The organism is Rhodococcus sp. 14-2470-1b (assembly GCF_002259415.1).
Taxonomy (GTDB): Bacteria; Actinomycetota; Actinomycetes; order Mycobacteriales; family Mycobacteriaceae; genus Rhodococcoides.
Genome location: NZ_NPFY01000011.1, coordinates 159,971 through 172,461, shown reverse-complemented (window position 1 = coordinate 172,461; position 12,491 = coordinate 159,971). Strand labels below are relative to the sequence as shown.

Here is a 12,491-nt window from a genome sequence, read left to right as displayed (position 1 = left end):
CGCTGGTCTGTTTGAGGCTGATTTTCAATACGCGCATACGGTTTCTCCGGTAGTCTCGACCCTTGCCGAAGTGGGTTGGGGCTTACCGGAGCGAGGTTTTCGATGACAGCCGTACTCGGCGCATCGCTCGGTGTGAGCGGAATACGCGCAGCATGTAGCGACGTGCGCGGAGATCCCCAGCTCAGCACCGAGACCATCATTGCCGTACCCGAGCGTTCGCAGGATCCGTGGGGCGCGGTGACCTGGGCCGTCCACAAGTTCGCGCGCGAGAACGGCGCGTCGGGCACTGTCCCCGTACTGGCTCTTCGTGACAAGAACCCCAGCGAGGTCTACGGGGTGGAGCATGTGGACGGCCTTGCACTCGTGTCGGACATCGGTGCGCAGATCGGCGCGCTGCAGGAGTCCGGCGATCTCACGGCAGATCAGACTGTCGCGCTGTTCGATGTCGGGGCGGGCGGGGTCACCGTGTCGATCGTGGAATGCCACTCCGGCCACGTCCTCGGTTCGCGGCGCAGCACCGTGCTGTCCGGAGACGGGTGCGACGCCAGGTTGTCCCGGCATCTTCTCGGGTCGCACGTCCTGGACCCGGAAGCTCGCGAGCTGTTCGTCGAGACCGTCTGCGAGGCCAAGGAGAGACTGTCGTCCGTCACGGCCGTGGAGGTGGCGACCCCGGCCGGCGTCGCCACTCTCCATCGATCCACCATGGAGGATCTGGTTCGGGACAGCGTGTACGACGCAGTCACCCTCACGTCGTCGATGATCACCGACGCGCCTCATGTCGACGCCCTGTTCGCGGTCGGCGGAGGCGCGAACATGCAGATAGTGCGACAGAGCTTGATCGACGGTTGGTCGGTGCCCGTCTTCGTCCCGCGCGAGCCGGAAGCTCTGGCTGCGCGAGGTGCGATAGGAATGGCTCGGGGACTCGCCGTCGCGGCAGCCCAGCATTCCCAGGGAGAAGCCCGGACCCGCGCGACCGGGAGTGCCGCACGTCCCCGCCACAGCGACACGTCGTCGCGGCGTCTGACGCGCCTACGCGCATCGCGGTACCTGGGCGTCGTTGCGTTGATCGCAGGCGGTGTGGTCGTGTCGACTGCGGCGGCGTCGAGCGATCGCGGTGCAGAGCCACCGGGACGACCCACCGCGGGCCACTCGTCCGACCACGACGACGCGGTCATCGCCCCAATCGCCCCAATCGACCGTGCGACCGTCGTCGATGCCTCCGCGAACGTCCCCGAGCCGGTAGAACCGAGCCGGTAGAACCCAGCCGGTAGACCTGCCACGCGATCGATTGCCTCCGTTTGTTCACCTGTTTACGGCAGACTCGTTCCATGGCTTCGATACACACCGAACGTGAGGACAAGTTCGACGTCGACCCGGACTTCGTTCTTCCCGATGTGGACCAGCTGATTCCCGCGGGCGGTTCCGCGACGGAGTCGGAGGTCTCGCTCGTCAGCACGTACTTCGACACCGAGGATCTGGATTTGCTGCAGCGCGGCATCACGGTGCGTCGCCGCCGCGGTGACGCCGACACAGGGTGGCACGCAAAGGTTCCGGCCGACAAGGCGCGGACCGAGATCAGGTTGCCGCTGGGTAGTGGTGAGGATGCGACCGTCCCTGGTGAACTCGCGGAGCTTCTGATCGGTGCCACGCTCGGCAAGCCGTTGTCCTCTGTGGCTACGTTGACGTCGCTGCGCAGACTTCACGTTCTGTCCGATCGCAAAGGTCGTGTGGTTGCCGAACTCGCCGACGACACCGTCACGGTCGATCTGTCCGGCGCCGACGGGCACGGTTGGCGGGAGGTGGAGGTCGAGCTCGGACCCGACGGCTCGGAGTCGGATCTGAAGCAGGTGGGCAAGAAGCTGAAGGCGGCAGGTGCGCGTCCTGGCGCGCATCCGTCCAAATTCCATCGCGCGGTGCGTTCTTCGGCCGAGCCGGTCCACACGGGAACCGTCGGCGTCGTCGCGGACTACCTCGATCAGCAGGCCCAGGCGATCTTCGCGGGCGACGTGTACTTGCGCCGCGGTATGGATCCGATTCATTCGACGAGGGTGGCGATTCGCCGCTACCGCAGCACGCTCCGCGTCTTCGCCGACGTGTTCGACGACGACAGGGCAGCGTTCTTGGAAGCGGAATTGTCTTGGTACGCCGGGCTTCTGGGTGAGGTGCGGGATCGTCAGGTGCAGCGCGCCCGCTTTGCGGAATCCCTGGGCGAGCTCCCGGATCACCTGGTGCTCGGGCCCGTTGCCGCACGAATCGAGAACGATCTGCTTGCCGAGCAGCTTCGCTTCCGTGCCGTGGTGACCGCCGAACTGGATGGCGAGCGGTACCTCGCCCTGCTGACCGAACTGGCGCAGTGGACGCGCGGCTTACCGCTGGCGAAGAGCGCGCACAAGATCGACGACGACGATCTCGACGTCCTCGCGCGTAAGGCGGGCAAGAAAGCATCCAAGCGTGTGGCTGCTGCGGCCGAGGCCGGCGACGACGAGGCGCTGCATCGAGCACGAAAGGCAGGAAAGCGGGCGCGTTACGCCGCCGAGTTGGTCAAGCCGATCGTCGGGAAGAAGGAGTCGAAGGCGAGGATCGCCCGCTACAAGAACGTCCAGGAGATCCTCGGGGAGCACCAGGACGCCGTGGTTGCCGCGGCTACTCTGCTCGAGTTGGGCCGGAAGGCGGGTGTGACGCCGGGTGAGAACGGGTTCACGTTCGGGTTGCTGTACGCGCAGGAACTCGCCGCGGCGGCGGCGTCCCGAGCGGAGATAACAGAGCCCGGAATCTGAATGCGACGATTGTCCGGTACCCGGGTAGTCTGATTGCCGATCAAACCAACCGATCGCCCGGATTGACGTCGGGTAATCGGTCACGGCACTACACGGGGGGTACGAGCGGCATGCACATCGCGCTTGGCGTGCACGTCAGCACGTACGAGGTCACGGCGTCGCTGGTGGACACAACCCTCCCTGAGCTCGGCCCAGTCGCGACCCGCACGGTCACCGTCGCCGCAACTCCCGGCGGAATCGCCGGGGCCGTGTCCACCGCGCTCGGCTTCATGCGCGTCCAGGCCATGCAACACGACCTGAACGTCGCCGGTGCAGCGGTGGTGTGCGAGAACGCGCTTCAACGGGAAATCGTTGCCGATGCCCTGGCGGCCACCGAATCCGAGCCGACTCCCGTCGTCGACATCTTCGACGATCGCTTGTCCGACGCCTACACCCCGGACGTCGGCGCCGCACTTCTCGTCGGCTCGCTCGCGCCGGCGACCGCAGCTCCCGACTCGGCGCGGGAGCCACACCGCGGAGTCTGGCCGATTGCCGCCGTCGGCGCCTGCGTTCTCGCCGCTCTGGGAGGCGTCACCGCGTGGGCTATGACGGCCGGGCCGTCGCAGGCCGGCGGTTCGGTCCCGTCGGAGATGGTCTATCCGTCGGATGTCCCAGCCTCGGATGCGTCGCCGACGCGGCCTGCATCCATCCCGGTCGGTGCGACGACGACCGCTGTTCCGGAGGCGCCGATCGACGGCGTGCCAGGCGCCGACGCGCTTCCGGTCGATCCCGGTGCTGTCGTCGTCGTCGTACCCCTCGCGCCCGTCGGTGAGGATGCGCCGCAGCCGGAAGACCGGCAACCCGAGTCCGCCGGTCCGGGCGCAGCAGCCCCGCCGGTCCGACCGGTCCCGACAGAACCAGGCCCGCCGCGGCCGGGTTCGACCAAGCCGAGCAACGGTGGGGCGACGACGACGGACGTGCAGAGCCCCGAGCCTGAGACTACGACGTCGTCTGCCTCCGAGCCCACGTCTTCTGAGACCACCCCGGAGCCGACCGACACTTCCGATGACCAGACCGGCGGGAGTGGAGACTCGTAGCTCCATCGTCGTCTGCGTTCGGTACCGCTCCCGAAGCCTCATGAGTACATGACGATTCGGTCGTGTGAACCGCGTGTGAATTATCCGCGGAGTAGTGAATTGTCATCGAACATCGGTGGCAGTCGGCGGGAATTCCGGGCTACCATCGGTCCATGATTTTCAGCGGCCTCTCGCCTCGGCTACGAGCCGGCTCGACGCCGCGTGTGTGTTGTATGCGCTGTCCGTAACTCGTGCATCGTTGTCTGGCGCATTCTCGAAGTTGTTGTTACCGACGCATATTCACATCTCACGGATTGTAGGTTGGCTCGATGGACGATTCTCGGACCAGTATCGATTGGGCTGTCGGAGTTCTCATTGCGTTGCGGGGATATTCCCCGGAGCAGGCATTCGAAGAATTGGTGACACACAGTTTCACGTTCGATGTCAGCTTGTTGCAATCGGCTCGTTCGCTCGTCGCGGCTGCACGCGAGACAGCGACGAATGCAGCGCCTGTCGGTGCTGCCACGCAGGAGTGGGGAGATCTGTTGGCGCAGCGTCGGCGGGTCGCATGAGCGGCGTTGTGCGTGGTCACTGCTCGGGAGTGAAAACAAACTGAAAGATTGAAAAGAGCGCCCTAGGCCTACCCAGCGAAGGATTTCCTGGCTACCATCCGTGCAGGAGTCGGACGTGACGGGGCAGAAGTCGAGGGAACCATGAGAACGGTGCTCGGAGTGTCGGTGGGCTCTGCCACTGCTCGCGCGACGGCGCTGGATTCCGCCGACGACTCGGTGCGGTCCGCCAACGTTGTCCGGTCGTTCGAGGCGAAGGGGCACGTTGCCGCAGCGCTGGAGCTGCTCGAGTCCATGGCTGAGGCGCAGCAGGTCGACCGCGAGGACGCCGTTCTCGCTGTTCCGGACGACCCGGCGTCGCGCACCCGCAATTCCGCGTACTCGGTGCACCGGTCGGACAGGTACAACCTCGTGTCGGAACTCGGCGCGCAGCTGCGGTTTCTCCGCGGATCCGGCCAGCTGGACGGGCTGCGCACCGTCGCGGTGTGCGACGTCGGTGCATCCGGCACGACGGTGTCCGTCGTCGATCCGGCGAGTGGCCGCGTGTACTGCGCGGAGCGAACCAGTGCGTTCGGTGGAACCGTGTGCGACGAGGCAGTGCGGGATTACCTGCTCGCCACCTACGGTGCGGACGAGCTGATCACCAGTTCTGGAATCGACAGTCTGATGGTGGCCATTGCGTACGCGCGTGAGCAGCTGTCCAGCCTCCGCGTCGCGGAGGTGCCAGGTCCGTTCGTCGCTGGCCCGATCCGGCTGTGGCGCAGCTCTTTCGACGAGATCGTCGAGCGGGCCGTGTATTCCATCGAGGACTGGACCGCCAGTGTGATCGTCGAGTCCCCGCGGGCAGTGAACGCACTCGTCATGGTCGGAGGTTGCGCGCACCTACCGCTGCTCCGTCGGGTCTTCAGGCGGGATCTCCGCCTGCCGGTGTTCGTGCCGTCGGCGCCGGAATCGTTGACCGCTCATGGTGCCGCTCTTCTCGCTGCCGACGAGGTTCGGCAGCGCACCAGTCGTCCGCTGGCGGCGGTCACGACCATCAGGGCACATGAGGCATTCGGTGCCACGGCGTACCAGGCGATGCCGAGGCATCGGTCGGCGTGAGGATGTTCGTGTGGTGAACGGCGTAAGCCCGATGGGCCTATGACGTGCCACAAGCTGCGCGCCGCGCGTGTACTGGCGGCGCTCTTGCCGGTATGTTGCGTCCAATGAGTGAGAATGCGACAGTCGCCGAGACCTTCGACCCTGCCGAGACCTTCGACCCTGCCGAACATGTGCGAGCGATGGTAGGGCGGCATTACCGCACTGCCGACTACTACGACGTCGGACGCGAGAAGGTTCGCGAATACTCACGTGCAGTCCAGGACTTCAACCCCGTCCACTGGGAGGGTGACGCGGCCGAGGCTCTCGGTTATTCGAGTGTCGTCGCGCCGTTGACGTTCATGTCGCTGGTCGGCACGCTGGCCCAGAAGCGCCTGCTGCAGAAGATCGCCGTCGGGTTCGACTTGAGTCAGATGCTTCAGACCGATCAGGTCCTCCAGTTCCATCAGCCGATCGTTGCCGGCGATCACCTGTACTGCGACGTCTCGCTCGACTCCTACAAGGAGGTCATGGGCAAGGACATGATGGTCACCAAGAACATCGTCTCCAATCAGCGGGGTGAGCTGGTGCAGACCACGTACACGACGCTGCTCATCGGGCGCGACGGTGACGTGGACAAGGGGATCGTCGAGGCTGCGGAGAATCTCGTCATGCAGGGCGCGACGACTCTCGCGGCGCGCGCGGGTGCAGCTGATCACGACGAGGACGAGGATCAGGTGGAGCACCCGCCGCTGACCGCCGTCGACGTGCCGTCGTCGGCGTCGGTGAACTTCGACGACGTCTCTGTCGGAGACGAGTTGCCCGGCAAGTCGTTTCGTCTCACTCGGGGCGATCTGGTCAACTATGCCGGAGTTGCGGGCGACGCCAACCCGATTCACTGGAGCGAGGGTTTCGCCAAGCTCATCGACCTCGAGAACGTGCTGGCCCACGGCATGCTCACCATGGGCCTCGGCGGTGGCTACCTCACCGAGTGGATCGGTGACCCGGGTGCGGTGAAGGACTACACCGTTCGTTTCACCGCGCCGATTCCCGTGGACAGTCACCGCGCCGCCGAGATTCAGTTCGGTGGAAAGATCAAGTCCCTCGACCCGGAGACGCGTACCGCGGTCGTGGCACTCAACGCCACCTTCGAGGGCAAGCGAATCTTCGGCCACCGCGCTACGGCGACGGTCCGGCTCGCCTGACACGTAAGTGGAAATGTAGGCCCTGCGGAGCGACCCGATGGTCCTACATTTCCACTCACAATAGGGGGAGTCGTTTTGTATGGACAGATCGATACGCTATTGCTAGCGTGCCCGTCGTTGTGAAGTTCGTGCCTACCGTGGATGCGGTTGCGCCACCGAAGATCCGGGCGCAGTTGTCCGAGTTGAGGAACGGGGGATTGTGGCTGGCCTACGCGACCAGTGGGCTGCTCATCGGCGCGGTGTTCGCGATCTTCAGCTACTTCTCACCGATTCTGACCGACCGTGCGGGCTTCGATCAGAGCTTGCCCTGGGACTCGCCGGGGTGAGCCTCAACCCTGCCTTCGCTGTGCGGGTGATGCGCGTCGGCGGGGTGTCGTTCGTGGTCAACACCGTGCATACATCGATCATCTGCTTCGGCATCTTTCTCGGCGGATCACTGGGTGGTGTAATCATCGATGCCTCCGGTTCGGTGCACTCGGTCTACTACCTGACGCTGGCCTTTGCCGCCGCGGGATTTGTGGTGCTCCTGCCCATGACGAGGCGTGCGAGAAACGAGTTTTCCGGGCGCTTGCTCGTTCGAGGGTCGGGAGAACCACACCCCACCCGTTTGTCGACGTCCTGAACGGGGCATTCTCCGGCCCATGAAAGTCGGGATACTCGTCAGTGCGATCGTGGCCGTGGTGGGCTCGTTCATCGGTTCGGGGGCGTGGGTGGGCACGCCCATCGCGGAGGCTGCGGGCGGTGCGCTCAGTGCGACGTCGACGCTGGTGGCGCCGTCGGGACCAGCGTTTTCGATCTGGTCGGTCATCTACGTGGGGTTCGCGGCGTATGCGATCTGGCAATTCTTCGCGGGACCGAGGCAGGAGACGCTTCGCGGGCCGATCGCCCTGTCGATGATTCTGAACGCGGTGTGGATTCTGTCGATCCAGCTCGATCAGCTGTGGCTGAGTGTGCCGATCATCGTGCTACTGCTCGTGGTGCTCGTTCGTGTGTTCGTCTCGACGCAGGCGATCAGGCCGGAGAGCAGGCTCGACGCGGTCGTCACCGACGGCACGATGGGTTTGTATCTCGGGTGGGTGTGCGTCGCGACGATCGCGAATGTGACCGCCTTTCTCGTCGACCTCGGCATCGAGGGCTGGGCGACGATGTGGGCCGTGGTGGTTCTCGTCGTCGCCGCCGTCGTGGGCGTCGGGCTGGCGACCTACTCCCGGGGCGCGATCGGCCCGGCGCTCGGCATCGTGTGGGGCCTTATGTGGATCGCGCAGGGCAGGCTGGCGGGCGACCTGGACAACGCGACGGTGGGGTGGACGGCTGTCGCCGCTGCGTTGGTGGTCGGGGTGTACACCGCAGTCGTCAGGACCCCTGCACGACGGCGAACGACGGTTTCCGGCTGAAGTCGGCTCGCAGCAGTCCGTAGTTCTGCTCGGAGTCGAAGGCGTCGGTTCCGGCGTCGCGCAACGCATGTACGAACACCGGTCCGACGTAGGGGAGCCGTGACGCCTGCGCCAGGCTGCTGCCGATGATCGCGGCTTGGGCTTCCTCGGTGACGGCCATCGGGCCGTTGCCGGTGGGAGCGCCCAGTTCGGTGATCCAGATCTTCTTGCCACCGTCACCGTTGGCTGCCATCGTTCCGTACGCCTGGTCGACCTGTGCCCACTGTCCGTTGGGGTCGTTCTCCACGGTGAAGGGGAACGTGTAGGGGTGCAGCGCAACGGCATCCATGAAGCCGCCGGCTCCGGCAGCGTACATCTGCTGAAGGAACGTCACGGGCGCGACGGTCCACGCTCCGATGTCGATCGTCGTCGCGAGGCCCGCACTCAGCACCGTCGCACCGGGGTCCGCGGTGTGAATGGCGGGGTAGGCGGCACGCAACAGCCCGACGTAGCGTGCGGCGTCGACGGGTGCGAAGAACGACGGGATGTTGGGTTCGTTCCAGACCTCGTAGGAGTCGACGCGGTTGCCCAGGTGCGCCGCCGCGGCACCGGCGAAGGCGCCGTAGGTGTTGGGGTCGACCGGAACTGCTCCGGGAAGAAGGCTGGGAATGGGTCCCTGTGCCCATGCGGGAGTTCCGGCCAGAACCGCGAGCACCGAGTACCCCTGCGCGCGTGCAGCATCGACGACGCGATCGGTGTTGCCCCAGTCGAACACGCCTGGCGCCGTCTCGATCTGAGCCCAGTTGACCACGACGCGCACCCAGGATGCGCCGACTTCCCGTCCGGCCACGAGCTCGTTGTTCAGGGTCGCGTTGTCGAGGCGCAGGAACGGTGCACCGCTGGAGAATCCGAGTCCCGACGGCGGGGCGGCCTGCGCGGCCGGTGCCGTCACACCCAGTGCGAGCGCCACGGCGGCGGCGACGGTGATCAGGCGGGCTCTGAGCGTCATGACGATGATCCTAAGGTGCCGGGGAGGGACGCGCCCACCAGTGATGCGACCGAGGTGTGCGGAGCGCGTTGTTCCCACCGTTCGGCGTTGAGGTCGTACAGTCGCTCCCCGGCTTTGACGGCCGTGTTGCGGTCCAGCAGGTACCGCCTGCATTCCGCGATGAACTGTTCCGGGTCGTCGAAGGTGGGCAGTTCGAAGATCGAGCCGAGAGATCCGACGGCGGCCGATGTTCCGACGACGGGCAGGCCCTTGCTGGCTGCGTCGAGAATTTTCACGCGCACGCCGCCACCGGTGGCGACCGGCGCGATGAGTGCGCGGCAGGTGCCCAGAAACTCCTGGAGGTCGTCGACGAACCCCAGGTCGCGGACACCGTCGGGATAGTCGGGGTCGGTGGCGCCGTCTGCTTTGGCGCCGATGATGCACAGTTCGGCGCCGTCGATACCGTCGGAGATCTGCGGCCAGTACTGCAGCGCGATCTTGAAGGCCTCCTGGTTGGGCGGCCATCCGCGAGTGCCCATGAACACCAGTCGCTTTGCGGTCTCGCTCAGATCGAGCCTCGGTGCGGGTTCGAGGGTCAGATCGATCCAGCGAGCGTCACCGACGCCGTTGGCGCGGTACATCTCGGCTTCCTCGGCGTCGTAGGTGCCGACGGCGTCGGCCTTCCTGGCCACCCTGATCTCGTCGCGCAGGATGCGTGGCGCTTCGATTCGTCCGGTGAGTCCGCGCGTCACCTTCCACACCTGCGACTCGGTGTTGACGGTGTTGATGACGAACGGTGATCCGAACTTCGCCGACCGAATGAACGGTTCGGCCATGTAACTGTGTTCTGCTACATAGACGTCGGATTCGGACGCGTCGATTGCGTCGACGAACGCGTCGACGTCGTAGCGCCCGTGCACCACACTTCGATCGAGCCGCAGCGATTTCAGCAGGAGCCTGGCATCGACGGTGGGCTTCGCGACACGCGTGACATCCGGGTCCGGTGACGGCTCGGTCTCCTGGGACAGGCACAGCGACCTGACCTCGAAGGCTTCGCGAGCCAGTTGCATCATCAAGCGCGACAATGCGATATCGCCACCGTGTTCGGTCAGGGGGTCCTTGGACAGCAGGAATGTCGCTCGTCTCACGACAGCACCTCTTCTTCGACGGGGACGCGGTAGAGCGCTCGGGTGAACCACAGAAGCAGCACTGCGTCGGTGATCACCGACGCGATCGCCGCACCGACAGCGCCGAGCGGGAACAGACACAGGATCAGCACCATCTTCAGCGGTGCGAGCGTGGCGGCGGCGAGGACGCGAGTCCGATCGCGGTGTTGCAGATAGAGAACCGTCGTGAACACGTAGTTCACGACGCGCATGACGACGAAGACGCTCATGACGGCCAGGGCGCCGGCGACCTCGGACGGCGCGGGGGTGAAGAACAATACGACGCCCGCGACGAGGAGCAGCGAACCTGCCGCCGACGCGAGCAGGACCGTGTGTTTCAGGGCGGGTCCCGCGGAGACGAGTCCACCTGCTTCACGGAGTTTTTCGTGGAACGTGTGGCCGAACGACTGGCCGACGAAGGCCACGGCCCACGCCGTCACCGACGCGACCGAGTAGTACCCGGCGATGGTGCTGTCGGTGAGGTATCCGAGCAGCAGTACATCGCCTTGGATGTAGACGGCGTTGGCCAGATTCTCCGAGAACAGCAGCGACATCTCACGCCGTGACCCGGGAGCTCGTGGCCGCGAGGTCCTGGACTGTGCGAGTGCAAGAACGGCGATGAGAAGGTACGGGCTGACATAGAGCAGGCTGGCGACGAACAGGGTCGGCTCGGCGACGAGGAACAGGTACGCGGTCGCGAGTGCGATACTCGCAGCTTGACGCGCGGTGTCCATCCGCTGGGTGATGTTCGGGTGCCCGTCACGCAGCGCCCGGCTCTTGAACGCATTGAACGTCATCTCGCCGCCGGCGACAACCAGCGCGAACCACGCGATGTAGTTGACCTCGATCATGCACAGACCGACGACGATCAGCCCGACGCCGATCAAGGATCGAGTGGTGCGCTCACCCAGATAATCGTCCTCGGTGACTCGGATGGAGCGGACACCGAACGGGTGATCGAGGGGTGCGGCGACGATCGCGGCGAGTGCGAACGCCATGGCGTAGTGGCCGTAGTCGGCGATTCCGAGCTGGGCGATGAGCGCCACCGTCCACAGCAGACCGATCCCGCGCCCGCCGTACGTCCACAGTGCCGCGACACCTGCTTTGATCAGATTGCTGTTCACTGCGCACCCGACCTGCTGGCGCCGGCGCCGACGGCCTTGTTCCACTCGGACAGGAAGTCCTGGACGACGAACTCCGGGGTGTTCGTCCGGCGCAGTGCCTCGACCTCGCGTCGGAGCTTGCCGAGCGCGATCTTGTCGGTGACGACTGCCGCGGTGGCGTCGGCGACGTCGGTGATGTCACCGTCGACGACCACTGCGCCGCCGTCGGATTCGGCCAGTGCCCCGTACTTCATGCACACGATCGGTGTCTGGTAGGCGATCGCCCTGGTCACGACGGACGAGGCGGGGAAGGCGTCGCCGTAGATGGTCCGTCGGCCGTATGGAACCACGAGCGCGCGGATGGAGGCGAAGAAGGCATCCTCGTCGGGACCGTTCACTTCGCCGACGATCTCGACACCGTCGACAGGGGGAAGCTGCTCGGTGCCTCGACCGGCGACGCGGATGGCGATCTCGCGAGGAAGTCGATCGCGCAGATGTTGGATCTGATCGAAGCCTTTGCCGCGGTACACGAGACCGAACAACCCCACGGCGAGGGGACGGTCTTCGGCGGGGGTGAGATCGGCGCGTTCGGGGACGAACAGCGTGCTCGCTGCGGCAGTGGCCCTGGGATATTCGCGTGCCAGTGAATCCGCGCCTGCCGCGGTGAGAGCGAAGAACGTACGCTCGCCCGCCACCGCTGTCTCGAGCCTTCGCCACAACGCACGCAGCGGGTAGTGCAACCCGTGGTTGAGCACCTTCTGTCCGGCGAGGAACTTGGTGCGTGCAGGCCACCAGACCAAACCGGGAGGATCGTGCACAGTCGCCGTCGCGACCGGATCACCGTCGAGCTTCCACGTCGCCCAGAAGGGCACCACGGATCCACCGCTCAGTTCGCAGTGCACGATGGTGCGTTCCGGGTCGTCGACTAGTCCTTCGATTGCCCTGCGGTGACGGAGGATATCGCGTACCGAGTCGTGTCCTGGGCCGTCGTGGCGATGCTCCACGACATCCCGGAAGTGAGGACGCACGGCGTCGACGAAGTCGTCGGCGTAGTCGCCCACGCCGCCCACCCCGGATCGGGGGGCGACGTAGACGAGGCGGTAGTCGCTCAGCATCAACGGCGGGTGCTCCTTCGGAGCCTTGTGCGTGGAAATGTGGTCTGTGGCCTACGTTTCCAC

General features: G+C 65.6%; 13 protein-coding genes. 9 read left to right on the top strand and 4 right to left on the bottom strand.

What is annotated here, in order from left to right; translation table 11 throughout:
* The first annotated feature begins 102 nt into the window (after window positions 1–102).
* The 9 genes from CH293_RS07865 (at window position 103) to CH293_RS07830 (ending at window position 8,077) form a co-directional block, all read left to right on the top strand.
* Entirely contained in the window at window positions 103–1,257 is a 1,155-nt protein-coding gene (locus CH293_RS07865; RefSeq protein WP_094719892.1) for an Hsp70 family protein, read from the top strand.
* 71 nt (window positions 1,258–1,328) lie between these two features.
* Complete coding sequence (locus CH293_RS07860; protein ID WP_037111942.1) at window positions 1,329–2,777, top strand: CYTH and CHAD domain-containing protein; 1,449 nt, start codon at window positions 1,329–1,331, stop codon at window positions 2,775–2,777.
* Between the two features lie 110 nt (window positions 2,778–2,887).
* Complete coding sequence (locus CH293_RS07855; protein ID WP_094719891.1) at window positions 2,888–3,853, top strand: hypothetical protein; 966 nt, start codon at window positions 2,888–2,890, stop codon at window positions 3,851–3,853.
* 308 nt (window positions 3,854–4,161) lie between these two features.
* Window positions 4,162–4,404: an ANTAR domain-containing protein gene (locus tag CH293_RS07850; RefSeq protein ID WP_037111938.1), complete on the top strand. Its 243-nt coding sequence runs from the start codon at window positions 4,162–4,164 to the stop codon at window positions 4,402–4,404.
* 141 nt (window positions 4,405–4,545) lie between these two features.
* A complete protein-coding gene (locus CH293_RS07845) occupies window positions 4,546–5,502 on the top strand; it encodes an Hsp70 family protein (protein ID WP_094719890.1) in 957 nt (318 codons plus the stop codon).
* A gap of 104 nt (window positions 5,503–5,606) precedes the next feature.
* On the top strand, window positions 5,607–6,683 hold the full coding sequence (locus tag CH293_RS07840; protein WP_094719889.1) for a fused (3R)-hydroxyacyl-ACP dehydratase subunits HadA/HadB: 1,077 nt from the start codon (window positions 5,607–5,609) through the stop codon (window positions 6,681–6,683).
* A 107-nt stretch (window positions 6,684–6,790) separates the two neighbouring features.
* On the top strand, window positions 6,791–7,009 hold the full coding sequence (locus CH293_RS28150; RefSeq protein WP_052059432.1) for an MFS transporter: 219 nt from the start codon (window positions 6,791–6,793) through the stop codon (window positions 7,007–7,009).
* Complete coding sequence (locus CH293_RS28145; protein ID WP_176459942.1) at window positions 7,006–7,305, top strand: hypothetical protein; 300 nt, start codon at window positions 7,006–7,008, stop codon at window positions 7,303–7,305. The genes CH293_RS28150 and CH293_RS28145 overlap by 4 nt, the downstream gene beginning before the upstream one ends.
* A 19-nt stretch (window positions 7,306–7,324) precedes the next feature.
* Window positions 7,325–8,077 carry a hypothetical protein gene (locus CH293_RS07830; protein WP_094719888.1) on the top strand — a complete coding sequence of 251 codons (753 nt, stop codon included), beginning with the start codon at window positions 7,325–7,327 and terminating at the stop codon, window positions 8,075–8,077.
* Here CH293_RS07830 and CH293_RS07825 read toward each other — a convergent pair.
* From CH293_RS07825 to CH293_RS07810, 4 genes are read right to left on the bottom strand one after another with little or no spacing between them, the layout of a single operon-like run.
* Window positions 8,037–9,065, bottom strand: coding sequence for a beta-galactosidase (locus tag CH293_RS07825; protein ID WP_094719887.1), 1,029 nt, complete (start codon window positions 9,063–9,065; stop codon window positions 8,037–8,039). The two genes, CH293_RS07830 and CH293_RS07825, sit on opposite strands and share 41 nt — an antisense overlap.
* On the bottom strand, window positions 9,062–10,192 hold the full coding sequence (locus tag CH293_RS07820; RefSeq protein ID WP_094719886.1) for a glycosyltransferase: 1,131 nt from the start codon (window positions 10,190–10,192) through the stop codon (window positions 9,062–9,064). Before CH293_RS07820 ends, CH293_RS07825 begins: the two co-directional genes overlap by 4 nt.
* Window positions 10,189–11,334 (bottom strand): lipopolysaccharide biosynthesis protein, encoded by a 1,146-nt coding sequence (locus tag CH293_RS07815; RefSeq protein WP_094719885.1) that lies wholly within the window; start codon window positions 11,332–11,334, stop codon window positions 10,189–10,191. Before CH293_RS07815 ends, CH293_RS07820 begins: the two co-directional genes overlap by 4 nt.
* Window positions 11,331–12,428 carry a glycosyltransferase gene (locus CH293_RS07810; protein WP_094719884.1) on the bottom strand — a complete coding sequence of 366 codons (1,098 nt, stop codon included), beginning with the start codon at window positions 12,426–12,428 and terminating at the stop codon, window positions 11,331–11,333. Before CH293_RS07810 ends, CH293_RS07815 begins: the two co-directional genes overlap by 4 nt.
* Window positions 12,429–12,491: the final 63 nt, after the last annotated feature.

Excerpts from the sequence above, each read along its gene's own strand:
- CH293_RS07855 (WP_094719891.1), top strand. The coding sequence starts at position 2,888 with ATGCACATCGCGCTTGGCGTGCACGTCAGCACGTACGAGGTCACGGCG.
- CH293_RS07865 (WP_094719892.1), top strand. The coding sequence starts at position 103 with ATGACAGCCGTACTCGGCGCATCGCTCGGTGTGAGCGGAATACGCGCA.
- CH293_RS07850 (WP_037111938.1), top strand. The coding sequence starts at position 4,162 with ATGGACGATTCTCGGACCAGTATCGATTGGGCTGTCGGAGTTCTCATT.
- CH293_RS07860 (WP_037111942.1), top strand. The coding sequence starts at position 1,329 with ATGGCTTCGATACACACCGAACGTGAGGACAAGTTCGACGTCGACCCG.
- CH293_RS07845 (WP_094719890.1), top strand. The coding sequence starts at position 4,546 with ATGAGAACGGTGCTCGGAGTGTCGGTGGGCTCTGCCACTGCTCGCGCG.
- CH293_RS07810 (WP_094719884.1), bottom strand. The coding sequence starts at position 12,428 with ATGCTGAGCGACTACCGCCTCGTCTACGTCGCCCCCCGATCCGGGGTG.
- CH293_RS07830 (WP_094719888.1), top strand. The coding sequence starts at position 7,325 with ATGAAAGTCGGGATACTCGTCAGTGCGATCGTGGCCGTGGTGGGCTCG.
- CH293_RS07840 (WP_094719889.1), top strand. The coding sequence starts at position 5,607 with ATGAGTGAGAATGCGACAGTCGCCGAGACCTTCGACCCTGCCGAGACC.
- CH293_RS07825 (WP_094719887.1), bottom strand. The coding sequence starts at position 9,065 with ATGACGCTCAGAGCCCGCCTGATCACCGTCGCCGCCGCCGTGGCGCTC.